The sequence below is a fragment of the Streptomyces sp. NPDC111606 genome, from assembly GCF_055656945.1.
Map to the genome: position 1 here is coordinate 482681 of NZ_JBVKBY010000002.1, position 25010 is coordinate 507690.

General features: G+C 71.7%; 27 protein-coding genes. 20 read left to right on the forward strand and 7 right to left on the reverse strand.

Annotated elements, in window-relative coordinates; genetic code table 11:
• Positions 1 to 149: 149 nt before the first annotated feature.
• From ACZ7M7_RS10025 to ACZ7M7_RS10060, 8 genes are all read left to right on the forward strand, one after another.
• On the forward strand, positions 150 to 344 hold the full coding sequence (locus ACZ7M7_RS10025) for a hypothetical protein (protein WP_328423806.1): 195 nt from the start codon (positions 150 to 152) through the stop codon (positions 342 to 344).
• Between the two features lie 46 nt (positions 345 to 390).
• The gene (mshB, locus tag ACZ7M7_RS10030) at positions 391 to 1263 is read left to right on the forward strand and encodes an N-acetyl-1-D-myo-inositol-2-amino-2-deoxy-alpha-D-glucopyranoside deacetylase (protein WP_472114655.1); all 873 of its coding nucleotides are present in this window, start codon (positions 391 to 393) and stop codon (positions 1261 to 1263) included.
• Entirely contained in the window at positions 1260 to 1661 is a 402-nt protein-coding gene (locus ACZ7M7_RS10035) for a DUF6113 family protein (RefSeq protein ID WP_383603228.1), read from the forward strand. Before mshB ends, ACZ7M7_RS10035 begins: the two co-directional genes overlap by 4 nt.
• Before the next feature lie 156 nt (positions 1662 to 1817).
• Positions 1818 to 4298, forward strand: a complete 2481-nt coding sequence (locus ACZ7M7_RS10040) for a hypothetical protein (protein ID WP_472114657.1) — start codon at positions 1818 to 1820, stop codon at positions 4296 to 4298.
• A gap of 131 nt (positions 4299 to 4429) precedes the next feature.
• Positions 4430 to 5383: an ABC transporter ATP-binding protein gene (locus tag ACZ7M7_RS10045; RefSeq protein WP_472114660.1), complete on the forward strand. Its 954-nt coding sequence runs from the start codon at positions 4430 to 4432 to the stop codon at positions 5381 to 5383.
• The gene (locus ACZ7M7_RS10050) at positions 5380 to 6120 is read left to right on the forward strand and encodes an ABC transporter permease (protein WP_369273226.1); all 741 of its coding nucleotides are present in this window, start codon (positions 5380 to 5382) and stop codon (positions 6118 to 6120) included. Before ACZ7M7_RS10045 ends, ACZ7M7_RS10050 begins: the two co-directional genes overlap by 4 nt.
• Positions 6117 to 7286, forward strand: coding sequence for a sensor histidine kinase (locus tag ACZ7M7_RS10055; RefSeq protein WP_472114663.1), 1170 nt, complete (start codon positions 6117 to 6119; stop codon positions 7284 to 7286). The genes ACZ7M7_RS10050 and ACZ7M7_RS10055 overlap by 4 nt, the downstream gene beginning before the upstream one ends.
• Positions 7283 to 7897 (forward strand): response regulator transcription factor, encoded by a 615-nt coding sequence (locus ACZ7M7_RS10060; protein WP_383603214.1) that lies wholly within the window; start codon positions 7283 to 7285, stop codon positions 7895 to 7897. Before ACZ7M7_RS10055 ends, ACZ7M7_RS10060 begins: the two co-directional genes overlap by 4 nt.
• A 24-nt stretch (positions 7898 to 7921) precedes the next feature.
• On the opposite strand, the gene ACZ7M7_RS10065 is transcribed toward ACZ7M7_RS10060, so the two are convergent.
• Complete coding sequence (locus ACZ7M7_RS10065) at positions 7922 to 8773, reverse strand: transglutaminase family protein (RefSeq protein ID WP_383628164.1); 852 nt, start codon at positions 8771 to 8773, stop codon at positions 7922 to 7924.
• Between the two features lie 39 nt (positions 8774 to 8812).
• Complete coding sequence (locus ACZ7M7_RS10070) at positions 8813 to 9805, reverse strand: GNAT family N-acetyltransferase (protein ID WP_472114667.1); 993 nt, start codon at positions 9803 to 9805, stop codon at positions 8813 to 8815.
• Between the two features lie 140 nt (positions 9806 to 9945).
• Here ACZ7M7_RS10070 and fdxA point away from each other — a divergent pair, with 140 nt between their 5' ends.
• Together fdxA and ACZ7M7_RS10080 are read left to right on the forward strand one after the other, a co-directional pair.
• Positions 9946 to 10266: a ferredoxin gene (gene fdxA, locus ACZ7M7_RS10075; RefSeq protein ID WP_362249186.1), complete on the forward strand. Its 321-nt coding sequence runs from the start codon at positions 9946 to 9948 to the stop codon at positions 10264 to 10266.
• A gap of 118 nt (positions 10267 to 10384) precedes the next feature.
• Positions 10385 to 11479 carry a bifunctional succinyldiaminopimelate transaminase/glutamate-prephenate aminotransferase gene (locus ACZ7M7_RS10080; RefSeq protein WP_383628168.1) on the forward strand — a complete coding sequence of 365 codons (1095 nt, stop codon included), beginning with the start codon at positions 10385 to 10387 and terminating at the stop codon, positions 11477 to 11479.
• A 133-nt stretch (positions 11480 to 11612) separates the two neighbouring features.
• Here the strand turns inward: ACZ7M7_RS10080 and ACZ7M7_RS10085 are convergent, their stop codons facing one another.
• Complete coding sequence (locus ACZ7M7_RS10085; RefSeq protein ID WP_383603202.1) at positions 11613 to 12077, reverse strand: ATP-binding protein; 465 nt, start codon at positions 12075 to 12077, stop codon at positions 11613 to 11615.
• Positions 12078 to 12451: 374 nt separating this feature from the next.
• Complete coding sequence (locus ACZ7M7_RS10090; protein ID WP_383628170.1) at positions 12452 to 13429, reverse strand: VldE C-terminal domain-containing protein; 978 nt, start codon at positions 13427 to 13429, stop codon at positions 12452 to 12454.
• 93 nt (positions 13430 to 13522) lie between these two features.
• On the opposite strand from ACZ7M7_RS10090, the gene dapE reads away from it, so the two are divergent.
• A complete protein-coding gene (gene dapE / locus ACZ7M7_RS10095; RefSeq protein ID WP_472114672.1) occupies positions 13523 to 14602 on the forward strand; it encodes a succinyl-diaminopimelate desuccinylase in 1080 nt (359 codons plus the stop codon).
• A gap of 173 nt (positions 14603 to 14775) precedes the next feature.
• Positions 14776 to 15534 carry an LOG family protein gene (locus ACZ7M7_RS10100; RefSeq protein WP_383628173.1) on the forward strand — a complete coding sequence of 253 codons (759 nt, stop codon included), beginning with the start codon at positions 14776 to 14778 and terminating at the stop codon, positions 15532 to 15534.
• A 128-nt stretch (positions 15535 to 15662) separates the two neighbouring features.
• Here the strand turns inward: ACZ7M7_RS10100 and folP are convergent, their stop codons facing one another.
• Positions 15663 to 16523 carry a dihydropteroate synthase gene (gene folP, locus ACZ7M7_RS10105; protein WP_383628176.1) on the reverse strand — a complete coding sequence of 287 codons (861 nt, stop codon included), beginning with the start codon at positions 16521 to 16523 and terminating at the stop codon, positions 15663 to 15665.
• Positions 16524 to 16662: 139 nt separating this feature from the next.
• Here folP and ACZ7M7_RS10110 point away from each other — a divergent pair, with 139 nt between their 5' ends.
• On the forward strand, positions 16663 to 17019 hold the full coding sequence (locus tag ACZ7M7_RS10110) for a DivIVA domain-containing protein (RefSeq protein ID WP_383628177.1): 357 nt from the start codon (positions 16663 to 16665) through the stop codon (positions 17017 to 17019).
• On the forward strand, positions 17016 to 17603 hold the full coding sequence (locus ACZ7M7_RS10115; protein ID WP_472114675.1) for a DNA-3-methyladenine glycosylase I: 588 nt from the start codon (positions 17016 to 17018) through the stop codon (positions 17601 to 17603). The genes ACZ7M7_RS10110 and ACZ7M7_RS10115 overlap by 4 nt, the downstream gene beginning before the upstream one ends.
• A gap of 91 nt (positions 17604 to 17694) precedes the next feature.
• Here the strand turns inward: ACZ7M7_RS10115 and chcB are convergent, their stop codons facing one another.
• The gene (gene chcB, locus ACZ7M7_RS10120; protein WP_383603182.1) at positions 17695 to 18498 is read right to left on the reverse strand and encodes a 2-cyclohexenylcarbonyl CoA isomerase; all 804 of its coding nucleotides are present in this window, start codon (positions 18496 to 18498) and stop codon (positions 17695 to 17697) included.
• A gap of 65 nt (positions 18499 to 18563) precedes the next feature.
• On the opposite strand from chcB, the gene ACZ7M7_RS10125 reads away from it, so the two are divergent.
• On the forward strand, positions 18564 to 18728 hold the full coding sequence (locus tag ACZ7M7_RS10125) for a hypothetical protein (protein WP_328879485.1): 165 nt from the start codon (positions 18564 to 18566) through the stop codon (positions 18726 to 18728).
• Between the two features lie 146 nt (positions 18729 to 18874).
• Positions 18875 to 19042, forward strand: a complete 168-nt coding sequence (locus ACZ7M7_RS10130; RefSeq protein ID WP_003966491.1) for a DUF3117 domain-containing protein — start codon at positions 18875 to 18877, stop codon at positions 19040 to 19042.
• Positions 19043 to 19210: 168 nt separating this feature from the next.
• Here the strand turns inward: ACZ7M7_RS10130 and ACZ7M7_RS10135 are convergent, their stop codons facing one another.
• Positions 19211 to 19843, reverse strand: a complete 633-nt coding sequence (locus ACZ7M7_RS10135; RefSeq protein WP_383603755.1) for an O-methyltransferase — start codon at positions 19841 to 19843, stop codon at positions 19211 to 19213.
• Between the two features lie 301 nt (positions 19844 to 20144).
• Here ACZ7M7_RS10135 and sigE point away from each other — a divergent pair, with 301 nt between their 5' ends.
• The 4 genes from sigE to ACZ7M7_RS10155 all read left to right on the forward strand — a co-directional run bounded on the left by sigE (position 20145) and on the right by ACZ7M7_RS10155 (position 24997).
• The gene (gene sigE / locus ACZ7M7_RS10140; protein WP_369273240.1) at positions 20145 to 20843 is read left to right on the forward strand and encodes an RNA polymerase sigma factor SigE; all 699 of its coding nucleotides are present in this window, start codon (positions 20145 to 20147) and stop codon (positions 20841 to 20843) included.
• On the forward strand, positions 20840 to 21811 hold the full coding sequence (locus tag ACZ7M7_RS10145) for an anti-sigma factor family protein (protein WP_472114678.1): 972 nt from the start codon (positions 20840 to 20842) through the stop codon (positions 21809 to 21811). The genes sigE and ACZ7M7_RS10145 overlap by 4 nt, the downstream gene beginning before the upstream one ends.
• 426 nt (positions 21812 to 22237) lie before the next feature.
• Positions 22238 to 24364 carry a S1C family serine protease gene (locus ACZ7M7_RS10150; protein WP_472114682.1) on the forward strand — a complete coding sequence of 709 codons (2127 nt, stop codon included), beginning with the start codon at positions 22238 to 22240 and terminating at the stop codon, positions 24362 to 24364.
• A 183-nt stretch (positions 24365 to 24547) separates the two neighbouring features.
• Positions 24548 to 24997, forward strand: coding sequence for a sec-independent translocase (locus ACZ7M7_RS10155; protein WP_383628180.1), 450 nt, complete (start codon positions 24548 to 24550; stop codon positions 24995 to 24997).
• The last annotated feature ends 13 nt before the right edge of the window (positions 24998 to 25010 follow it).

The window sequence follows — 25010 nt, forward strand, 5'->3', positions numbered from 1 at the left end:
CCCTTGTGCGGCTGTGCGCCGATCGATGCGCACGGACGGATAGTTATGATCACAAGCGCATAGTGGGTATGAACCTGCTGGCTGCTGCATGGATTTATCTGCCCCCATAGTCCGACCCCCGCGCCTGGGATTCTTGGAGGTGAGCCGCCGTGGCACTCTCGATTTCGGCGGTGGTGCTGCTGGCGATCGTCGTCTTCCTGCTGGTCAAGAAATCAGGGCTGAAGGCGGGCCACGCCGTGGTCTGCATGCTGCTCGGCTTCTACCTGGCGTCCTCGACCGTCGCTCCCACCATCAGCGAGCTGACGACGAACATCGCGGGCATGATCGGCAGCATCAAGTTCTGAGCCGTGCCGGGCAGCGCTGTCGGTGTCGCCTCGTAGGGTGGGGCCCATGACGGAACTGCCCGACCGGCGTCTGCTCCTGGTGCACGCGCACCCGGACGACGAGTCGATCAACAACGGCGCGACCATGGCCAAGTACGCGGCCGAGGGTGCCCGGGTGACCCTGGTCACCTGCACGCTCGGCGAACACGGCGAGGTCATTCCCCCCGGGCTGCGCCATCTGACCGGAGCCGAGCTCGGCGAACACCGCCTGGCCGAGCTCACGGCCGCGATGCGCGAGCTCGGCGTCGAGGACTTCCGTCTCCTCGGCGGCAAAGGCCGCTTCGAGGACTCGGGGATGATGGGCATCGCCGACAACGACGACCCCGCGAGCCTGTGGCAGGCGGACGTCGACGAGGCGGCCCGGGAGCTCGTCGAGGTCATCCTGGAGGTACGCCCCCAGGTCCTCGTCACCTACGACCCCGACGGCGGCTACGGCCACCCCGACCACATCCAGGCCCACCGCGTCGCCATGCGCGGGGCCGAGCTGGCCGCGGACGCCGGGTGGCGGATCCCCAAGATCTACTGGAACCGCGTCCCGCGCACGGTCGCCGAGGAGGCCTTCGCCCGACTTCAGGCGGACCTGCCCGGATTGCCCTTCGCCAAGGCCGCCACTGTCGGCGACGTGCCGGGTGTCGTGGACGACGAGCGGATCACCACCGTGATCGACGGCACCGCCCACGCCCGCGCCAAGGCCGCCGCGATGCGGGCGCACGCCACGCAGATCGACGTGGCCGAGCCGTACTTCGCGCTCTCCAACGAACTCGCGCAGCCCCTTTTCACGACCGAGTACTACGAGTTGGTGCGCGGGGAGCAGGCAGCGCGGACGGAGTCCGATCTGTTCGCCGGTGTCGCCGGTGTCGCCGCCGAGGAGGCGTCATGAGCTCGATGCTCGCCCAGCCGCTGAAGCGGCCCTCCGCCCTGCGGGTCCTCGCCCACCTCGGGCTCTTCGTGCTCGGCGCGGTCGTCGGCGTGGCCGGGGCGCTGGTGCAGCCCGCATGGTTCCCGGGCGGCCTGCTGCTCGCACTCGCGGGCGAGGCCGGGCTCTGCCTGGGCGCCGCCCGCGCGATGGGCAGCCGGGCCGCGGCCGTCGCGCCCGCCGGCGGCTGGACGATCACCGTCATCCTGCTCACCGCCAGCCGCCCCGAAGGCGACTTCGTCTTCGGCACAGGCGCCGCCTCCTACCTCTTCCTGCTCGGCGGCATGGCCGTGGCTGTGATCTGCGCCACCCTCGCGCCCGTGCGGCAACCGGGTGGAGACCCCGTCCGACTTGGCAATTGACGTACCACTTCGCCATGCCGCTCTCGTGCGAGTCCCGTGTGGGTTTCCAAGGCGGTCGTGGGATACGCGCCAGAAGTGGCCAGTATGGTGGTGCGCGCCGCCGAGCCGCCCGAAGCAGTGAGGTATGGGCGGCGGAGCCAACCGGGAGAACCTGCCTTGAGTCGTGAAACTGACACTCCGTCCTCCGGGCCCAACGGGCGCGGCGGAGCCGCATACCCCTCGGGCACGCCGCCGTACGGGACCCCCATGGCTTCCGACAGCGGTGCGGACGCGGGCCGTTCGGCCACGCAGCCGGAGGAACGCAAGACCGAGACCACGCTGACGACGCGGATCCGGATCAATATCCCCGGATCCCGGCCCATTCCGCCGGTCGTCGTGCGCAAGCCCGTCGCGGACGCCGAGAGCTCCGGCCCCGTCGACAACACGGACGCCGAGACGTCGAAGCCGTCCGCCGCCACCGCCATGTCCACGGGCACCGTCGAGCCCCCGGCCCCGCCCGCGGGGCAGGCGGAGGAGAAGACGAGCGACTGGTTCGCGCCCCGCAAGTCCTCGGGGGGCAAGGGCGGTCAGGGCGGCACGTCCACCAACGGTGCGGGCCTGCCGGGCGGTTCGGGCCCCGGCGCGGGCGGTCCCGCCGGCCCGGGCGCCGGTGCCGGGCGGCCCGGTGGGGTCGTCGGCTCGATGAGCGTGCCGGGCGGCTCGCGCCCCGGCGGTGCGAGCGGCTCCGGGCTCCCCGGTGCGACCGGCGGTCCCGTGGCTCCGGGGCACGGCGGCGGCACCGGTTCCTTCGACGTGACCGAGGCGCTGGCGGCGGGCCCGCTGGGAGGCGGCAACGGCGCGCGCCCCGGCGGCGAGGCGCGCCGCGACGACCTGCCCTACTTCGCGGAGAACGGCAGCGGAGGCCAGGACGGTCAGGGCGCCCCGAACGGCTACGGCGGCCAGGGCGGCCCGACCGGCCCGGGCGGATACGGCGCCCAGGGCGGGCCGGGCGGCTTCGACCCGGCCGCCGACTTCAACGCTCCGAACAGCTTCGACGCCTCCGGCGACTTCGGCGGCCCGAGCGACTTCAACGGCTCGAACGGCCGCGGCGGCCAGGGTGGCCCGCACGGCCCCGCGGGCCCGACGACCGGTCCGGTCACCGGCGACGGCCCTGCGGTGCCGCCGGTCACGGGCGGCGGACTCGGCGGCCCCGGTGCTGCCGGTCTTCCCGGCGGTCCGGGTGGTTCCGGTATTTCCGCCGGTCCGGGCGGTCCGGGCGGCCCGGCTGGTGCCGGCATCTCCGCGGGCCCGGGTCGCCCCGGCGGTCCCGGCAGTGGCCGTGGCGGTCCCTCCGGTCCCGGTGGTCCTCCCGGACCTGCGGGCCCGGGTGGTCCGAGCGGCCCCGGCATCTCCGCCGGACCCGGTGGCCCCGGCGCCTCCCCGCACGCCCCGGGCCGCGGCCCCGGCGGTGCGATGAGCGACGACACCGCGATCCTCACCCCGCAGAAGCCGGCCCCCGAGCCCGGCAACCCGCACTACGGCATCGCCGACAACGTCTCGGGCCACACCGTCACCAGCGGCATCCCCGTCGTCCCCTCCGGCGCCCAGAGCGGGCCGTTCGGGCCGGGCGGCCCCGACGCGCCCGGGCCGCACACGCCCCCGAAGCTGCCGGAACCCGCCACTTCGCAGACTCAGGCGTCCCGCGCGCCCAAGAAGAAGGGCCGCAGCAAGCGGGCCCTGATCGGCGGCGGCGTGATCGTCCTCGCCGGTGGTGTCTACGGCGCCGGCCTGCTGATGGCCCACTCCGACGTGCCCAAGGGCACCACCGTGCTCGGCGTCGACATCGGCGGCGGCACGCGCGACGAGGCGCTGAAGAAGCTCAACGACGCCTTCGACAAGCAGGTCAACAAGCCGCTGAAGCTGTCCGTGGGCGGCAAGACCGTCACGCTGGAGCCGGACAAGGCCGGGCTGCAGTTCGACATGCAGCAGACGGTCAGCACGGCCGCGACCAGTGACTACAACCCGGTCTCGGTCATCGGCTCCCTCTTCGGCAACCACCGGGTCGTCGACCCGGTCATGCCCACCGACGAGGAGAAGCTGCAGGCGGCCCTGCAGGACGTCTCCGGCGGTTCCGGCTCCGTGACCGAGGGCACGATCAAGTTCGACTCCGGCAAGGCCGTCGCCGTCTACGGCAAGGCGGGCAAGGGCATCGACGTCGCCAAGTCCACCGCGGCGGTCCAGGAGGCCTACCGCACCCAGGTGGAGACCGGCGCGTCCTCCGCGGTGCAGGTCGCCACGACCACTCAGCAGCCGAAGATCGCGAACGCCGAGGTCGACCGGTTCATGAAGGAGTTCGCCGAACCGGCGATGGCCACCAAGGTCACGGTCCAGACGGACGCCGCGCACAGCATCCCGTTCGGCTCCCTGTCACTGCCGAAGATCCTCGGAGTCAAGGCCGTCGACGGCAAGCTCGTGGACACGTACGACCTCAAGGCGCTCAAGGAGGCGTACGGCGCCACCTTCGACGGCGTGCAGATCAACGGCGCGAGCGGCAAGCGCGATGTCCTTCCGCAGGACGTCGCCTCCGCACTGCGCAAGGCGCTGCGCGGCAAGACGGCGGCGGAGCGCACCGTCACCATCGACACCAACCCGAGTTAGCGCAGCTGCTCGGACCAGGGGGCACCCGGCACTCGCCGGGTGCCCCCTGGTCGTCGTATGACATCTGTCATCCGGCAGTCAGGACCGCCGACACTGCCGGGCTCCGGGCCTGCGCGGCCACCCTTGAGCACATGACAACGACAGCGTTGAACACGACGACTCCGGTGGTCGGATTCGACCAGGTGAGCAAGAGCTACGGGGACGTACGAGCCGTCGACGGGCTCACGCTCGCGCTGCACCCGGGGGAGACCGTGGCCCTGCTGGGCCCGAACGGGGCCGGCAAGTCCACCACGCTCGATCTGCTGCTCGGCCTCAAGCGCCCCGACAGCGGCAGGGTCGGCGTCTTCGGCACCGACCCGCGCGAGGCGATCGTCGCCGGACGGGTGGGGGCCATGCTGCAGAGCGGCGGGCTGATGGGCGAGGTCACGGTCGCCGAGATGGTGCGGCTGGCCTGCGATCTGCATCCGCGGCCGTACCCCGTCTCCGACGTGCTCGCCCGCGCGGGCATCACGCAGATCGCCGACCGCAAGGTCGACAAGCTCTCCGGCGGCCAGTCCCAGCGCGTCCGCTTCGCCCTCGCGACCGCGGGCGACAGCGACCTGATCGTCCTCGACGAGCCCACGACCGGCATGGACGTCACCACCCGCCAGGCCTTCTGGGCCACCATGCGCGAACAGGCCGACCAGGGCCGTACGGTCCTGTTCGCCACGCACTACCTGGAAGAGGCCGACGCGATCGCCGACCGGGTGCTGGTCCTGCACCGCGGCCGGCTGCTGGCCGACGGCACGGCGGCCGAGATCAAGGCGAAGGCCGGGGCCCGGCGGATCTCCTTCGACCTGGCCGGCAGTGCGGTCGACGAGGCCGCCCTGCGCGACCTGCCCTTCCTCACCACGCTCGCGGTGTCCAACAGCGGCTCCGCCGCGGGGCCCGGCCGGACCGTCCGCATCCAGTCCTCCGACGCCGACGCGACCGTCCACGCCCTCTACGGACTCGGCCTCTACCCCCGCAACCTCGAAGTCGCCGGGCTCGGACTCGAGCAGGCGTTCGTCGCCATAACCACCGCCGAGGAGGCACGTACGTCATGAAGGCCCTGATCCGGCTGGAACTCACCCGCGCCCTGCGCAACCGCAAGTTCCTGTTCTTCTCGGTGCTCTACCCGTCGATGCTGTTCCTGCTGATCGCGGGCAGCGCCGACAGCACGACCGAGGTCGACGGCACCGGCCTGACCCTGCCGACGTACATGATGGTCTCCATGGCCTCCTTCGGCGCGCTGACGGCCGTCCTGATGGGCAACAGCGAGCGCATCGCCAAGGAGCGCGAGAGCGGCTGGGTACGGCAGCTGCGGCTGACCACCCTGCCGGGCCGCGGGTATGTGCTGGCCAAGACCGCGAGCGCCGCGGTGGTCAGCCTGCCGTCGATCGTCGTCATCTTCGTCGTCGCCGCCGTCGTGAAGGACGTACGGCTGGACGCCTGGCAGTGGCTCGCCCTCACCGGTGCGATCTGGGCCGGGAGTCTGGTCTTCGCCGCGCTCGGTGTGGCGATCGGATACTCCGCGACCGGTGACGCGGTACGCCCGATCACGATGATCATCTACTTCGGGCTGTCCCTGCTCGGCGGCCTGTGGATGCCCACGACGACCTTCCCGCAGTGGCTCCAGGACATCGCCGCCTGGGTGCCCACGCACGCGTACGCTGCCCTGGGGCAGGCCATCGAGCAGAGCCAGGCCCCGCACGCGAAGGACCTCGTCGTCCTCGTCGTCTCCTTCGCCCTGTTCACGGGCGGCGCGGCCTGGCTGTACCGGAAGGACACGTTGAAGGCGTGAGCGGCACAGGCGTCGGGATGGGGCAGCGCCCGGAGAATCACCGGCAACGGTTCGTCAAGGTTCTGTGGACCGGCATCTGGCTGGTGTACCTGAGCGCGCCGGCCAACGACCTGCTGCACGGCGGCCACAGCACAGGCGTCCGGGTGCTCGGCTGGATCGGCCTCGCCGCGTTCGTCACCTGGTACATGCTGCTGCTCTTCCGCACCGGCCGAGGCGAACGCAACAGCGTCGTGCTCGCCTCGCTGGGCGTCCTCGCCGCCCAGTCCACGGTCCTCGCCCTGACCCTGGGCCGGGAGTGGCTGGTGCTGTTCGTGTACGTCTCCATCGCGTCCGGCGCGGCCCTGCCGCTGCGCATGGCGCGCTGGACGATCCCGGCCGCGTCCGCGCTGATGACTGTGATCGCGTTCGCGACACCGGGCGGCAAGGCCTTCCTGGCCGGGCTGTTGATCCCGGCCCTGCTGGGCGGCTTCGCCATGACCGGCGTACGCGAACTCGTCCGCACGACGATCGCGCTGCGCGAGGCCCGTGCCACCGTCGCCCAACTGGCCGCCAACGAGGAGAGACTGCGCCTGGCCCGGGACCTGCACGACCTGCTGGGCCACTCCCTCTCCCTGATCACCATCAAGAGCGAACTCGCGGGCCGTATGCTCCCTGACCACCCCGACAAGGCGGCCCGTCAGGTCGCCGACATCGAGCAGGTCAGCCGCCAGGCCCTGGTCGATGTGCGCGAGGCGGTCTCGGGCTACCGCCGCCCGCGCCTCGCGGCGGAACTGGCAGGCGCCAGGGTCGCTCTGACAGCGGCCGGGGTGACGGCCGAACTCCCGGCCGAGCCCGACCTCGCCGGCGTCCCCGAGGACAGCGAGTCGGCCCTCGCCTGGGCGCTTCGCGAGGCGGTCACCAACGTCGTACGGCACAGCGGCGCCCAGCGCTGCACGGTCGAGGTCCTGCGCCGCCAGACCCTCGACGGCCCCGTCCTCGAACTCTCCGTCGAGGACGACGGCTCCGGCGACCAGGGCAACGGCCCCGGCCACGGCCTGACCGGCCTCACGGAACGCCTGGAGACGGCGGGCGGCACCCTGCAGGCGGGCGGTACCCGGCACGGCTTCCGCCTGATCGCCCGCGTCCCGGCCGCCGCGATCCCGGCGGACGTAGGATCCGGTTCATGAGCCGCACGATCAAGGTCCTCCTCGCCGAGGACCAGTCGATGGTCCGCGAGGCCCTGGCCGCCCTGCTCGGCCTGGAGGAGGACATCGAGGTCGTAGCCCAGGTGGCCCGCGGCGACGAGGTCCTGGCGGCGGCCCGCGACCACGACGTGGATGTGGCGCTCCTGGACATCGAGATGCCGGGCGCGACGGGCATCGAGGCGGCGGCACTGCTGCACGACGAGCTGCCGGCCGTGAAGCTGGTCGTCCTCACGACCTTCGGCCGCCCCGGCTACCTCCGCAGCGCGATGGAGTCCGGCGCCGACGCCTTCCTGGTCAAGGACGCCCCCGCGGCCCAACTGGCCGAGGCGATACGCAAGGTCCTGGCAGGCGAACGGGTCATCGACCCCACCCTGGCGGCAGCGGCCCTGGCGGAGGGCGCCAACCCCTTGACCGACCGCGAGCGAGAGGTCCTCCGAGCGGCGGAGGACGGCTCCACGAACGCCGAACTGGCGGCGTCCCTGCACCTGTCCCAGGGCACGGTCCGCAACTACCTCTCGACGGCCATCCAGAAACTGGCGGTACGCAACAGGGCGGAGGCGGTGAGGATCGCGCGGGAGAAGGGCTGGCTGTGACCCCTCCACGGCGAACCGGCGAACTCAGTTGAGCAACGCCCGCGCGGCCCGAGCCTGCCCCCGCACCTGTTCCGCCGCCCCCTCATCCACCGCACAGATCAACTCCGCGTACTCCTCCAACTCCACGGCCCCCTCGACGAAGTCCCCCCGCTGCACCAGCAACTGCGCCCGTTCGAACCGCAACCGAGCCGGATGCGACGGCAGCAGCAGCGACAGCTCCACCGCCCACAGCGCCACATCCGACCGCTCGGGCCGAGTCGCCGCCCAGGCGCGCACGTTGTTCAGTATCCGCAGCACCACATCCAGCGGATCGGCCGGCGACAGCATCGACGGATCCAGCGGCGCCCCCGTGGCCCCCGCCACCAGCAGCTCCGCATCGCCCCCCGTCAGCACCCGCCCCCCGTCGAACGGGTCGGCGAGCACCTGCTCATCGGTCGGCCCGAAGCCCACGACGAAGTGCCCGGGCAGCGCGACCCCGTACACCGGGGCCCCCGCCCGCCGGGCCACCTCCATCCACACCACCGACAACAGGATCGGCAGCCCCCGCCGCCGCTCAAGCACCTCGTGCAGCAACGACGACTCCAGCCGCTGATAGTCCGCGGCCGAGCCGCGAAACCCGCACCGCTCCCCGAGCAGCTCCCGCAGGGCCACGGCCCACGCCCTCGGCCCGCCCGGCCGGAACGGCAGCCGTCCGGCCAGCGCGTCCAGCTCCACCTGCACGGAATCCATCCCCGACTCGTCCAGCGCCCCGTCCGCCTCGGCTCCCACCAGCAGACACAGCATGGACAGATCGGGCCGCTCGGACCGCGCCTCTTCGGCGAACCGCCGCCGCAGCTCGGCGGAGCGTTCGGGCGGTGGGGGGTAGGGGGGACGCATAGCTGGCTCGTGCCCTTTCGCGGCGATCGGTACCACTGCTCACGGAGATCGATAGTGGTGGTAGGCATGATGCGCGGCGAACCCCATCGCGGCGTACATTTCCCGCGCGCCCTCGTTCTCCGCCTCGACCTGCAGCCATGCCGCGGACGCCCCCTCGTCGAGGGCCTGCCGGGCCAGCGCGGCCATCACCCGGGTGGCCAGCCCCTGCCGCCGCAGCGACGGATCGACCTCCACGGCGGCGAACCCGGCCCACCGCCCGTCCACGACACAGCGCCCGATCGCGGCAGGCGCACCGCCACTCGCACCGGGAACCGTCGCGAACCACACCGACGGCCCGCTCCCGAGCACCTTCAGGGCCACCTCGCTCACCCCCTTGCGCTGATACCGCGCAAGCCAAGCCTCGTCCGCCTTCCGGGCCACCACCACTCCGGCGCCCTCGTCCCGGTCGGCGACGGGCGCGAGCGCCCCGACCCACATCTCGGCGGACACCTCCCGCACCCACCCGAGCCGCTCCAGCTCCGCGCACAGCAGCTCCTGCGTGCCCTCGGCTCCGGTCGCGGTCTGGACGTAGGCGGGGAGCCCACGGTCGCCGTACCAGCGCCGTACGACCTCCAGTGCGGCGGGCAGCGGCATGCCGGGGTCGCCGAGCGGCAGCACCGAGTTGGCCCGCCGGGTGAACCCGGACGCGGCGCGCAGCTCCCACTCGCCGAGCCGCTCGCTCTCGACGGGCCGCCACGCGCGCGAGGAGACGTGCGCGAGTTCCTCGTACGAGGCGGCGGGCCCCCGGCGCCTGGCGGGAGCGGCGGGCACCACCTTCCCCGCGACCAGCGACGATTCCGCGATGCGGACGGTCTCGCCACTCTTCCGTGTGATCAGCAGCACACCGTCGTCCCATGATGCGAGAACACCCACCGTGTCGGTGAACTTCTCACCCTCGGCCGCAGGATCGTTCAGGCAGCGTACGGAGACCCGTTTGCCCACGTCAGCAGCGGTGATACGGACCTCAAAGCGCCCCGTCGCTGAGATTTCCACAGGTCAGTTCACCCCTCCTGTTCGGATCATGCCCAAGAACGGAGATACTAGGGGCGGGCATCGACGACGCCGCGCTCCCGCGCGCCAGGCGGCAGGGCCTGAGGAGGCCCGCCAGCGCCCTATCGAGGAGGAACGACAGCGTGACCTACGTCATCGCGCAGCCTTGTGTCGACGTGAAGGACAAGGCGTGCATCGAAGAGTGCCCGGTCGACTGCATCTACGAGGGCTCCCGGTCCTTGTACATCCACCCGGACGAATGCGTCGACTGTGGTGCCTGTGAGCCGGTATGCCCGGTCGAGGCGATCTTCTACGAGGACGACACTCCGGAGGAGTGGAAGGACTACTACAAGGCGAACGTCGAGTTCTTCGACGAGCTCGGCTCCCCCGGCGGCGCCAGCAAGCTGGGCCTGATCGAGCGCGACCACCCGTTCGTCGCCGCGCTCCCGCCGCAGGCCGAGTAATCCTCACCGGCGACCCGCACAGCGTGCCGCCTCGGTCCCGTACGGCCTGATCGCCCCGATCGTCGTACGGGACCGAGGCGTTGCCGTATCTGCTGTACCAGAAAGTGAGCGAGATCCCGTGTCCGCAGTCTCCGACCGTCTTCCGACCTTCCCCTGGGACAAGCTGGAGCCGTACAAGAAGACGGCCGCCGCGCACCCCGACGGCATCGTCGACCTCTCCGTCGGCACGCCGGTCGACCCGGTTCCCGAGCTGATCCAGAAGGCTCTGATCGACGCGGCGGACTCCCCGGGCTATCCGACGGTCTGGGGCACCCCGGCACTGCGTGACGCGATTACGGGCTGGGTGGAGCGCCGCCTGGGCGCCCGTGAGGTCACCCACCGGCACGTCCTGCCGATCGTCGGCTCCAAGGAACTGGTCGCCTGGCTCCCCACCCAGCTGGGCCTGGGCCCCGGCGACAGGGTCGCGTACCCGCGCCTCGCCTACCCGACGTACGAGGTCGGCGCCCGCCTCGCCCGCGCCGACCACGAGGTCTACGACGACCCGACCGAGCTGGACCCGGCCGGCCTGAAGCTCCTCTGGCTGAACTCCCCGTCGAACCCGACGGGCAAGGTCCTGTCCAAGGACGAGCTCACCCGGATCGTGGCGTGGGCCCGCTCGCACGGCATCCTGCTCTTCTCCGACGAGTGCTACCTGGAGCTGGGCTGGGAGGCCGACCCGGTCTCGGTCCTGCACCCGGACGTGAACGGCGGCTCGTACGACGGCATCGTCGCGGTCCACAGCCTCTCCAAGCGCTCGAACCTGGCCGGCTACCGCGCCGCGTTCCTGGCCGGCGACCCCGCGGTCCTGTCTCCCCTCCTGCAGATCCGCAAGCACGGCGGCATGATGACGTCGGCCCCGACCCAGGCGGCGGCCGTCGCGGCTCTGGGCGACGACGAACACGTCCGCGTCCAGCGCGACCGCTACGCCGCCCGCCGCACGGCCCTGCGCGAGGCCCTGCTCCGCCACGGCTTCCGCATCGAGCACAGCGAGGCCAGCCTCTACCTCTGGGCCACCAAGGACGAGTCCTGCTGGACGACCGTCTCCGCCCTGGCCGACCTGGGCATCCTCGTGGCCCCGGGCGACTTCTACGGCGAGGCGGGCGCCCACCACGTCCGAGTCGCCTTCACGGCAACGGACGAACGCGTGAGGGCAGCGGTCCAGCGCCTGACGTAGGCCCGCGGTCGAACGGCAGCCCACCGAATACGCCCCGGCCCTGGCCGACGTACCGTCGCAGGCACGCAAAAGCCGACGGGGCCCAGGGAAATTCCCTGAACCCCGTCGGCTCAAGCCGGGCGCATGCCGACCGTCAGCCGAGCGGAAGCCCCTGCACCGGCAGCGAGCCGGTCGCCGGCACGCCACTCCCAGCCGCGTCACCGAGGACGGTCCCGACCGACCCGGCGACACCGCCCGCGGTCTCCTGAGCCGCGGGCGTCGCCTTCTTCGTGACCTTGCTGCCGGCCTTGGTCGCCGTCGGCACCGCCTTCTTCGCGGCCTTGCCGCCGGTCTTGGTCACCTTGCCACTGGCCTTCGTCGCGGTCGGCAGCGCGTTGTCGACCGCGTTGTCGACCGCGCCACCCGCGAGCCCGGTGGCGTTCGTGGCCGCGCCGTCGACGACGCTCGTGCCGTCCAGGGCGGTCAGCCCGCCGACCTTGGAGGCGTCGGGCAGTTCGGGGGCCGCGCTGGCGGAGCCGGCCGCACCGACCCCGGCAGCCGCTCCCGCAGCGACGAGCAGCGCGGCACGGGCGATCCGGCGGGTCAGGGGGAGGGACATGATGCTCCTTCGACGGTTATGTCGGATGAGAACGATGAAGTGTCCGACCACGCCCGGCAGTTGACCGACTGGCTGTTGATCTCCGGGCTCGGACGCAGTGACTACCGCTCGAAGCCCTCGAAGGTTGCGGCGGCGCAACGTAAAGAGTTGGCAATGCGTCGCATTATCGCCTGCGGATAAATCGGGGCAGAACTCATGCCGCCCGAAACCCTGCCGAATCCTTACAGCCCTTGATTCTCAAGGCCTTTGACGGATGTGAGGGTGTCCGCGCGAAAACCTGCCCACAGCACCGCCGACCGACACCCCGGGTGACCCTCGGGAGTGATCGGCCGAACGCCTGCGCGTAGCAGTCGGCGTGTACGGGTGGCCGGCTGTTACGGCATGGTCGTGATCCGGACCGAGTCCAGCCCGCTCCGCGCCCCCGAGGCGTCCTGCCCCGCGAGCGGACGCCACCGGCTGTCGGTGTTCCCGGCGGTCCACTCCCGCCCGGCGTACGACACCCGCTTGATGTGCAGTTCGGAGGCGTTGGCCACGGCCCAGTGGGCCAACTGCCAGCCGCGCTCGCGGACTTCGCGCCCGGCGCCGGAACCCCCGTCGGCCGTCACGGGCAGCACAACGGTCTGCCCGTCGCTCCCGCCCGCGGTCGCGGTGGGCGTGGGTGTGGCGTCCTCGGCACCGACCTCGGCCGAGGCCGGCTGGAGGGCGTCCCGCCCGAAGTCCCGTACGAGCGCGGCCCGCACGCCGTCCGGGCCCGTGGCTCGCGCGACGCCCGGGCGCCCCTCGCAGGTCAGCGTGGCCGCCGAACGCCCGGTGAGAGCGGCCGCGAGCAGCGTCGCGTCCGGCTCGTGCTTGGCGTACGCGTCCGGGAAGCCGCTGCGCTGGACGTGCTGCGCGGCCACGGTGAGCGGCATCTCCATGTATCCGCGGACCTTGACCAGGTGCTGGTAGAACATGCCCGACGAGTAGATCGGGTCCATGATCTCCGCCTCGGTGCCCCAGCCCATCGAGGGCCGCTGCTGGAACAGGCCCAGCGAGTCACGGTCGCCGTGGGTGATGTTGCGCAGCGCCGACTCCTGCAGGGCGGTCGCGAGAGCGATCGTCACGGCGCGCTCGGGCAGTCCGCGGCCGGTGCCGACGGCGGCGATCGTCGCCGCGTTCACCGCCTGCTCCGGCGTGAACTGGTACCTCGCCCCGTCACCGTCGCCGGAGGCGACCTCGCAGCCCGGTTCACCCGTGCCGCCGGTGACGTACTGCACCGCGAGATAGCCCGCGACGGCGAGCAGGACCAGGAAGGCCGCCCCGCGACGCAGGAGGCGGCCACGACGTGTGGAGGAGGGGTACGGCTCTGGCACGCCCTACAAGGTAGCTGAGGTTACCGAGGGGTATGGGGCGAGTGAGGAAAGTGGGCGGACGGCCCGACGGTCCGGCGCGTTAGGGTCGGCACCATGGCCGACACCTCCCTTGACCTCACGCAGGACGCCGCGAAGCTCACCGCGCAGCTCGTCGACTTCCCTTCCGTCAGCGGCACGGAACAGCCCCTCGCGGACGCGATCGAGGCCGCCCTGCGCGCGCTGCCGCACCTGACGGTCGACCGGTACGGCAACAACGTCGTGGCGCGGACCAACCTGGGTCGGCCGGAGCGTGTGATCCTCGCCGGCCACATCGACACGGTCCCGATCGCGGACAACGTCCCGTCACGGCTCGACGAGGACGGCGTCCTGTGGGGCTGCGGCACCTGCGACATGAAGTCGGGCGTCGCGGTCCAGCTCCGCATCGCCGAGACGATCCTGGCCCCCAACCGCGACCTGACCTTCATCTTCTACGACAACGAAGAGGTCACCGCGGACCTCAACGGCCTCAAGCACGTGTCCGAGGCCCGCCCGGAGTGGCTGGAGGGCGACTTCGCGGTCCTGCTGGAGCCGTCGGACGGCGAGGTCGAGGGCGGTTGCCAGGGCACGCTCAGGGTGCTCCTCAAGACGAAGGGCGAGCGCGCCCACTCCGCGCGCGGCTGGATGGGCTCGAACGCGATCCACGCGGCGGCCCCGATCCTGGCGCGCCTGGCGTCGTACGAACCCCGTTACCCGCTGATCGACGGCCTGGAGTACCGCGAGGGCCTGAACGCGGTCGGCATCTCGGGCGGCGTGGCGGGCAATGTCATCCCGGACGAATGCGTCGTGACCGTCAACTTCCGCTACGCCCCCGACCGCACCGAGGAGGAGGCCGTCGCGCACGTCCGCGAGGTCTTCGCCGACTGCGGGGTCGAGGAGTTCGTGGTGGACGACCACAGCGGCGGCGCGCTCCCCGGCCTCTCCCACCCCGCGGCAGCGGCGTTCATGGCCGCGGTCGGCGGCACCGCACGCCCCAAGTACGGCTGGACGGACGTCTCCCGTTTCTCCTCCCTCGGCATCCCGGCGGTCAACTACGGCCCCGGCAACCCGCACTTGGCGCACAAGCGGGACGAACGCGTGGAGACGGCGAAGATCCTGGCGGGGGAGGAGCGGCTGAGGGCGTGGCTCACGGCGTAGCAGCGAGGGTGGACGAGGGGTGAGCGCGCGCCCGGGGATCGCCGGTACGGCGCTTCATGGCGGACATGCACACGTCCCCCGTCCGTAACCCGCGTGGATCTACGCTGAGTGGAAAGACCTGCAACATCTGCACGACCTGCAAGACCGCAGGCCCCGCAGCGGAGGGAGCGTACATGGCTACAGGCAACCCCGAGGGGAAGAAGCAGCCACCGTCGGAGCAGCGTCTGGGACCGGTGATCCGCAGGCGGGGCCAGGTGACGGCGAGCACGACCGACCAGCGCCTGCTGGATGCGGGCGGGCCCTCCGACTGGGTCCACACGGACCCCTGGCGCGTCCTGCGCATCCAGTCGGAGTTCATCGAGGGCTTCGGCACCCTCGCCGAACTCCCGCCCGCGATCAGTGTGTTCGGCTCCGCCCGCACACCGGCCGACTCTCCCGAGTACGACGCCGGGGTCCGCCTCGGCCGGGGCCTGGTCGAGGCCGGCTTCGCGGTGATCACCGGCGGTGGCCCCGGTGCCATGGAAGCGGCGAACAAGGGCGCCTGCGAGGCGAAGGGCGTCTCCGTCGGCCTCGGTATCGAGCTCCCCTTCGAGCAGGGGCTCAACCCCTACGTCGACATCGGTCTGAACTTCCGGTACTTCTTCGTCCGCAAGATGATGTTCGTCAAGTACGCCCAGGGCTTCGTGGTCCTCCCCGGCGGCCTCGGCACCCTCGACGAACTCTTCGAGGCCCTCACCCTCGTCCAGACCCAGAAGGTCACCCGCTTCCCGATCGTCCTCTTCGGCACCGAGTACTGGGGCGGCCTGGTCGACTGGCTGAAGAACACCCTGGTGGCCCAGGGCAAGGCCTCGGAGAAGGACCTGCTCCTGTTCCACGTCACGGACGACGTGGACGAGGCGGTGGCCCTGGTCTCGAAGGAGGCGGGGCGCTAGCGCCGGTTTTTTTGGCCGTCGTCCCGGGCGTGTACGAGTGGGTGGGCGAGGCCCCTTGCCCACCCACCACACGTCCCGGTCCCTCGAGAGGCGGGACTTGAGGGGTGGGGGCGGCGGGGGCGGGAACGCTACGCCAACCCCCGGCGCGCCACCGCCGGAGCCCGCCACCCCGCGATCGACGCCACCATGTCCAACACCTGCCGCGTCTCCGCCACCTCGTGCACCCGATACACCTGTGCCCCCAACCACGCCGACACCGCGGTAGTGGCCAACGTCCCCACCACCCGCTCCTTCACCGGCCTGTCCAACGTCTCCCCGACGAAGTCCTTGTTGGACAGCGACACCAGCACGGGCCACCCGGTCTCCACCATCTCCCCGAGCCGCCGAGTCGCCTCAAGGCTGTGCCGCGTGCTCTTCCCGAAGTCGTGCCCCGGATCGATCAGGATCGACTCCCGCGGCACCCCCAGCGCCAACGCCCGCTCGGCCAGCCCCACGGTCACCCGCAGAATGTCCGCCATGACGTCGTCGTACGTCACCCGATGCGGCCGAGTACGAGGCTCCGCACCCCCGGCATGCGTACACACCAGCCCCGCCCCGTACCGAGCGGCGACCTCCGCCAGCTCCGGATCCACGCCGCCCCACGCGTCGTTCAGCAGATCCGCCCCGGCCTCGCACACCGCCGCCCCGACGGAAGCCCGCCAGGTGTCGACGCTGATCACGACATCCGGAAAGCGCCGCCGCACCTCGGACACGAACCCGACCGTCCGCCGCGCCTCCTCCTCGGCCGTCACCTCGTCGCCGGGCCCGGCCTTGACCCCACCGATGTCGATGATGGCCGCCCCCTCCGCCACGGCCTGCTCCACGCGCGCGAGGGCGGGCTCGTCGCGGAACGTCGCCCCTTGGTCGTAGAAGGAGTCCGGGGTCCGGTTCACGATCGCCATGATCACCGGCTCGTGCGTGTCGAACTCACGCCTGCCCAGCCTGAGCATCCCCTGTGACCTCTCCTTGTGTGTCCTGGTACGTACCGCCCTTTGGGCCGCCTGCGACCCTAGCTGTCAGAGTCGCATGGCACGATCGGACCCTGACACACTCGACCGCTCGCATAAACCGACCGTGGGGGCCGCAGCGATGGTTATGTTCTTGTTCCTGGTCGTCGCGCTGGCCGTCGTGGTCGCCGCGGTGACACTCGCCGTGGTGGGCGGCGGCGAGAGCGACGGCCCGCTGCCCGAGGCGGCGCCCGAGCGTCTGCAGGATCTGCTGCCGCCGGACCGTCCGCTCGACCGCGCGGACATCGAGACCCTGCGCTTCCCGCTCGCCGCACGCGGCTACCGCATGGCCGACGTCGACGACGCCCTCAGCCGCCTCGGTGCCGAGCTCGCCGAGCGCGACGCCCGCATCGCCGACCTGGAGTCCGCGCTGTCCGGCGCGCAGGCCTCGGCCGGCCATGTGTCGATGGACAAGCCCTCCCCGGAGGACCAGCAGTGAGTGACGGCACGGCCCTCGCCGGCCCGGACGGTGCCCTGCGCTGCCCCTGGGCCCTGTACACCCCGGACTACGTGACGTATCACGACGAGGAGTGGGGCCGCCCGGTCCACGGCGACGACGCGCTCTACGAACGCCTCAGCCTGGAGGCCTTCCAGTCGGGCCTGTCCTGGATCACGATCCTGCGGCGGCGGGAGGGCTTCCGCGCCGCCTTCGCGGACTTCGAGATCGCCAAGGTCGCGACCTTCACGGACGCCGACAGGGACCGCCTCCTCGCGGACGCGGGCATCATCCGCAACCGCGCGAAGATCGACGCGACCATGGCCAACGCACGCGCGCTGGCCGAGTGGACCCCCGGCGACCTGGACGACCTGATCTGGTCCCACGCCCCCGACCCGGCCACTCGCCCGGCCCCGAAGACCCTGGCGGACGTCCCGGCGGTCACCCCGGAGTCGACGGCCCTGTCCAAGGCCCTGAAGAAGAGGGGCCTGCGCTTCGTAGGACCGACGACGGCCTACGCGTTGATGCAGGCGTGCGGTTTGGTCGACGATCACTTGGAAACCTGCGTCGCGAGAAGCGCCGTCTAGGAGCGCGGGGCCGCATCGATGTACGACTCCGCCGCGTGGGCGAGACCAGCCCCCACGGGCCCGCAGTCCCCGACGGCGCGACCGCCCCAGCTCATCGGCCCAGGTACTTCGGCTTCTCCTTGTTGACGAAGGCCTGCACCGCGATCGCATGGTCCTCGGAGGACCCGGCCCGCGTCTGCAGGTCGTCCTCCTTCTCCAGGGTCTCCTCGAGCGAGTGCGACAGCCCGAACGCCACCGCCTCCTTGATCGCGCCGTAAGCGACCGTCGGCCCCTCGGCGAGGGCCCGCGCAACCTTCTCGGCCTCGGCCCGCAGCTCCGCGGCGGGCACCAGCCGGTTCGCGATCCCCAGCTCGTACGCCTCCTGAGCCTTGATGTTGCGCGGGAAGAGCAGCAGGTCGGCCGCGCGGCCCGGTCCGACGACCCGCGGCAGCGTCCACGAGATCCCGGAGTCGGCGGTCAGCGCGACCCCCGCGAAGGACGTGTTGAAGGCCGCCGTATCCGCCACCACCCGATAGTCCGCAGCGAGCGCGAACCCGAAGCCGGCCCCGGCAGCGACGCCGTTCACCCCGGCCACCACCGGCTTCGGCATCCCTGCCAGCGCCCGCACGACCGGGTTGTAGTGCTCCCGCACGGTGCTCATCGTCTGCCCCGACCCGGTCTCCCGGTCCGACATCAGCAAACCGATGTGCTCCTTGAGGTCCTGCCCCACGCAGAACGCCCGCTCCCCGGCCGCGGTCAGCAGCACGGCGCGTACGGCGTCGTCGCCCGCAGCAGCCTGGACCGCGTCCCGCAGGGCGACCTTGGTCTCGACGTTCAGCGCGTTCATCGCCTCGGGGCGGTTCAGCGTGATCGTCGCGAGCCCGTCGCTCACCTCGTAGAGCACGGTGTCGGCCATGGCGTATCCCCTCCGGTGTGACGGCTCGGGCGTACTCGTCGGTACGCACCTGTCTGAAGGACAGCATGGCGGAGATCACCGGCAACGGCCCCGACCGGACGTGTGACCTGCGTCAAAGAATTTGCGTCCGGTTCCGTTCGGCCGAAGCGCGTGCGGCGGAGCAGTATCGCAGTCACATCGCCGAATTGAGTGGTTTTGCTCGCGCGCGTTGCCCAAGCGATGCCGACTGATGTTGGTCATCGGGTCCTGAGATGCGGGATAATGGCTTGGAAGCAATGTGTTCGATGCCGGTGTCGCGTGTCCCATACCTGACGCGCGTGCCCTCCATGGGGCCGTCGGCTTTGACGATGAGCTGGTTTCAGGAAGGGGAACGAGCATGGCGGCCATGAAGCCGCGGACGGGCGATGGCCCGCTCGAGGTGACCAAGGAGGGGCGGGGCATCGTCATGCGCGTTCCGCTCGAAGGCGGCGGTCGGCTCGTCGTCGAGCTGACCCCGGACGAGGCCGACGCGCTCGGCGATGCCCTCAAGAAGGTCGTCGGCTGACGCGGCAGCGACCCTACCCTTTCGGCGACCCCGGCATCGCACATGGTGCCGGGGTCGCTGCTTCCCCCGGTACGTCCGCGATTCTCTCCGGCTCGTCAGCCAGTCTTCCCGGTAGGTCCGTGGCTATTCCCGGCAGGGACAAGGCCTGCAGGGGGGCCGGTCAGGCGGTCAGCGCTTGACCGCGCACAGCAGCCCGTCGCCCACCGGCAGCAGCGACGGCACCAGTTCCTGGCTCTCGCGCACCGCGCGCAGCAGTTCCCGGATCCGTATGACCTCGGTGGGCTGCGGGCCCGAGTCGACCGTGCGGCCGTTGGCGAACACGCCCTCGAACACGACGAGGCCGCCCGAACGCAGCAGGCGCAACGATTCAGCGAGATAGTCGAGGAACTCCAGCCGGTCGCCGTCGCAGAAGACGAGGTCGTAACCGGCGTCGGCGAGGCGGGGCAGGACGTCCAGGGCGCGGCCCGGGATGAAGCGGGCGCGGTTGCTGGCGAAGCCCGCGGCCCGGAAGGCCTGGCGGGCGAACTGCTGGTGCTCGGGCTCCGGGTCGACCGTGGTCAGCACGCCGTCCGGACGCATACCGTGCAGGAGGTGGATGCCGGAGACGCCGGTACCGGTGCCGATCTCCGCGACCGCCTTGGCGTCCACGGTGGCGGCGAGCATCCGCAGCGCGGCACCCGTGCCGGGCGACACCGAGCGCAGCCCCGCTTCGCGGGCCCGGTCACGGGCCCAGCGCAGGACTTCGTCCTCGGCGACGTAGGCGTCGGCGAACGCCCAGCTCGTCTGCCGGTTGCCGGTAATGACCCTCTCCTGTCCCCGTGGTTGCCTGGGCGTGACTGTATCCGTTGCGGCCGGGAACCCGCAGATGGGACCGAGCGTTTAGAGGGGTGGGAAGACGAGCGGGGGGACACAGTTGGATCACGACGACGAGCAGGGCCGAGAGCAAGTGCTGACGCAGGCCCACCAGCCGTGTCAGCCCAGATCAAATTCTCGTAAAACCGCTTATCCGGAGCTAACGGGCGAGGTGGCTATGGTAGGGGCTCCACTGGACACCACCAGAGCCGATAGGGGAGGTGCGGCTGCGCCTGTGGATCGGGGAGGAGTGCTCCGGCGCTTTCTCGGATCGGCGGGTAGGCCGAAATCCGTGAACGACACCGCTGACCACAGCCACGCCGACGACTACGCCCAGACCGCGACCTTTTCCACCGACGCGGACGGGCAGGCGTGGACTCCGCCCACCTGGGAGGAGATCGTCAGCACGCACAGCGGCCGCGTCTACCGCCTGGCGTACCGCCTCACCGGCAACCAGCACGACGCCGAGGACCTGACGCAGGAAGTCTTCGTCCGCGTCTTCCGCTCCCTGTCGACGTACACGCCGGGCACCTTCGAGGGCTGGCTGCACCGCATCACCACCAACCTCTTCCTGGACATGGTCCGTCGCAAGCAGCGCATCCGCTTCGACGCGCTGGGCGACGACGCCGCCGAGCGGCTGCCCAGCAAGGAGCCCACGCCCCAGCAGGTCTTCAACGACGCGCACTTCGACGCTGACGTCCAGCAGGCCCTCGACACGCTCGCGCCCGAGTTCCGCGCCGCGGTCGTCCTGTGCGACATCGAAGGACTGTCGTACGAGGAGATCGCCGCGACCCTCGGCGTCAAGCTCGGCACCGTCCGGTCCCGTATCCACCGCGGCCGTTCCCAGCTGCGCAAGGCCCTCGCACACCGTTCGCCGGAGGCGCGTGCCGAGCGCCGCTCCTTCGTGCCGCGCGTGCCTGCACTGGGGGGAGGGGGCGCGACCGCGTGAGTGGCACTCGACCCAACCCCGCCGAACGGCTCCTCGCCGAGCAGCACCTTGGCGACCGACTCTCCGCGCTCGTCGACGGAGAGCTCGGTCATGAGACGCGCGAGCGCGTCCTGGCCCACCTGGCGACCTGCGCCAGGTGCAAGTCGGAGGCCGACGCCCAGCGCCGACTGAAGAACGTCTTCGCGGAGGCGGCCCCGCCGCCTCCCTCCGAGAGTTTCCTGGCCCGTCTTCAGGGCCTCCCCGGGGGAGGTGACCTGGACGGCGGCGGCTCGCCGCTGGGCGGGGGAGGATTCGGCGGACTGTCCGGACGGCCGGGCGCCGGGGCCTTCGGGGTGAACCGGGAGGACCGCTTCGAGTTCGGATACGTCCCGTCGCGTTCGCACGCCGTACCGGCGCTCCCCGCCTCCGACCGCGGCTTCCGCACCCATCCCGTGGGCCGTCATGACGCCGATCGCGCGTCCTCCCGTATGAGGTTCGCGTTGGTCGCGGCGGGCGCGGTGTCGCTGGCCGCCATCTCGCTGGGCGGCGTCACGACCAGCGCGCCGACCGACGCGGAAGCGCGCGGCGGCTCGGGAACCGGCAGCAATGTGACGCCGACGCGGAACCAGGGCACCGGGGCCACGACGGCACCGGAGAACCAGCGCCGCCGCGCCCTGGGCCCCCTCCTCACGCAGGGGCAGGGTGTGCAGACGCCCGACACCCACGTGGCCCCGACCGAGGTCGCGGCTCCCCTCCTGCCCGGCATGCCGGCCCATCCCGCCGACGCGGACATACACACCCTCGCCGCGCCCGTGGTGGCCGGCGCGGCCGCCATGTCCCCGCTGATACGCCCGCTCAGCGCGACCGCGCCGCTCGCGCTGACCTCGTGGGCCACGACCGCCGCGATCACGGCGGCCCCCGACCTGCTCACCTCACCCCTGCCCGACGTGACCTCGTCCCCCTCCGCCCCTCCGGCCACCGGCCGCTGACCCGGCCTCTGCGCAGTGGCCCACGAACCTGGTTGAATCCAGGGTGGGCCGCGCGCCGTGCCTGTGGGCCGGGCGCGGAGTGGATGGACTGCGGCCGCCGTTGACGCCGCGTGCCGGATGGGGGGTAGCACGAGGTCGCCGGTTTCCTGGGGGGAACCTGAGTGCGACAGCGCAGAGTCGAGTAGGCATTCGGGCGCCGGGACGTCCCGGTGGCGGCCTGCCGGGAAGCCAGGGATCGCATGCAGCCGCTGCTGTTGGCGCGGCACCGTTCGGGCGGGGTTCCTTGGACAGCCGGCACATGGGCTGCGGGGTGGCGACCGATCGGCTGAGGCTGCCCAGCCGGACGTCGGCCGTGTCCGTTCGGATGCGGCCAGGAGCGGAGCGGCCTACTCGAGCATCGGGTCAGCAGTGAGCAGGAAGCAGAGCATGAACGAGGGGAAGCCCGCGAAGGCGAAGTGGTGGAACCGACCTCGACCGCAGGGGCCTTCGGCCGAGCCGGCGGGGGCGGCTCCGGCACCGGACGACTTGAGCGAGCCGAGGACACCGGCCGGGGCTGCCGGAGACGCCGGTGCGCGGGGCCACGGTGCCGACACCGACGGGGACTTCGAGCTGGCGCGGCCCGCGGTGAGCGACGGCCGTGGCGAAACTTCGGCCGAGGGCGACTTCGAGCTGGCGCGGCCCGTGGAGGGAGCGGTCGGCGACGGGGCCTCGACGGAGGGGGACTTCGAGCTTCGGCCTGCGGTGAGCGGCAGTGGCGACGACGGGGCTTCCGCCGAGACGGACTTCGTACTGGCCCGGCCTGCTGCGCGCGTGGACGGCGACGGTGACGGCGACGCGGCTTCGGGTGAGGGGGACTTCGAGCTGGCGCGGCCGACCGGAGCACCCGCGTCCGTCCCGGACGCCGACGTGACAGTCACGGCAGTCGGAGTTGCTGACGACGCCGAGCGCCCCAAGCCCTTGCACGACCCCGACCCCTACAGCACCCCGCCCTACGGCGAGCCCGGCCCCTGGGCGCCCGCCCCGCCGGTCCAGCACCCGGCGACCACGCCCGCGCACGGGACGGCCGTACCGCCCCCGCCGGTGCCCGGCGTGCCGACGCCCGCGCCCGGCGCACCCGCCCCGACGACCGGCACCGAGGCCGCAGCGCACACCGCACCCGCGCCTCCGGTACCCCCGCCCCCGTCCGTCACCGAACCCACCCCCGCACCGACCCAGGGCCTCAGCGCAACCGTCACGGCGGCGCCCCCGGGCATCCCCGCCCAGACACCCCCTCCGGTGCCCGGCGCGGCCACCCAGGCCACCCCCATCCCGGCGGCCCCGGCGGCGGACACCCAGGGCCCCGCCAATCCCTGGCAGAACTACGACCCCTGGTCCCGCACGCCCCACCCCACCGCCGCCCTCCAGCAGAACGGCGCCGCAGGCGTCACCGGTGAGCCGAGCCGCAGGCGCGGGAGGAAGGCGCTCCTCGTCGGTGCCCTGTTGCTCGCGCTCGTGTCCGGTGGGGTCGGTGGTGCCGTGGGGGCGTATCTGGAGCGCACCGGGGGTGTGGGGGACGTGGAGCTGCCGCAGGCAGGCAGTGAGTCCGCCGGGCGGGCGCCGGACAGTGTCGCCGGGATCGCCGCGCGGGCCCTGCCGAGTGTCGTGACGCTGCATGTGAGCGGCAGCGAGGAGCAGGGCACCGGCACCGGGTTCGTGCTCGACGACCGCGGCCACATCCTCACCAACAACCACGTCGTCGAACCCGCGGGCGATGACGGCGAGATATCCGTGACCTTCCACAGCGGCGACACCGCGAAGGCCACCGTCGTCGGACGGGACGGCGGCTACGACCTCGCCGTCGTCAAGGTCACCGGCGGCAGTGACCTCGCCCCCCTGCCGCTCGGCAATTCCGACAATGTCCAGGTCGGCGACCCTGTCGTGGCCATCGGCGCCCCGTTCGACCTGGCGGGCACGGTCACCTCCGGCATTGTCAGCGCCAAGGAGCGGCCGATCACGGCCGGCGGTGAGAGCAGCGACGGGAGCGACATGTCGTACGTCGACGCCTTGCAGACCGACGCGCCCATCAACCCCGGCAACTCCGGCGGCCCTCTCCTCGACGCCCAGGGCCGTGTCGTCGGCATCAACTCCGCGATCCGTTCCGCCGACAGCGGCTCCGACCTCGACGGCGGCCAGGCCGGCTCCATCGGCCTCGGCTTCGCCATCCCGGTCAACCAGGCCAAGCGCGTCGCCGAGGAGCTGATCAACACGGGCAGGGCGACCCACCCCGTCATCGGGGTCACGCTCGACATGGACTACACCGGCGACGGAGCCCGCGTCGGAGCCAAGGGCAGCGACGGCGGTCCCGCGGTGACCGGCGGCGGCCCCGGCGCCAAGGCCGGCATCAAGTCGGGCGACGTCATCACCGAGGTCAACGGCCAGCGCGTCCACTCCGGTGAGGAACTCATCGTCAGGACCCGCGCCCACCGCCCCGGCGACCGGCTGGAGCTGACCTTGGAGCGTGGCGGAAAGGAGATCTCGATCTCGCTGACGCTGGGCTCGTCGAGCGGCGGCTGAGCGGGGCCGAGACTCACAGAAACCTCTCAGCGTGACCCGTGTCACCTCCCACACGGGTCCTGACAAGGCAAACAACCCGGAAAACCGCACGCCCACACGCATTCGGAGGCCTCGGGACAGTACCGGTCGTAGCGGATGGCCGGGTACCGTGGAGCCGACCGAGGACATCGCAAGGAGCTTCAGGTGTTCAATGACATAGGACCGCTCGAGCTGGTGACGCTCATTGTCCTCGCCGTGCTCGTCTTCGGTCCGGACAAGCTCCCGAAGCTCATCCAGGACGCCACGCGGACGATTCGCAAGATCCGCGAGTTCTCGGAGAGCGCCAAGCAGGACATCCGGCAGGAACTGGGCCCGGAGTTCAAGGACTTCGAATTCGAGGACCTCAACCCCAAGACGTTCATCCGCAAGCAGATGGACAACGACGAGCTGGGGCTGAAGGAGATCCGCAACGGCTTCGACCTGAAGAAGGAAATGGCCGAGGTCACCGACGCCGTCCATGGCCGTGACGCGGAATCGTCCTCGTCGTCCTCCGCCTCGGGAACCTCGGGTTCCGCAGGCGGCGCGATCGACATGACGAAGAAGCCCGAGAACCCCCGCGACGAGCGCCCGCCCTACGACGCGGACGCCACCTGACCCGTGCGAACAC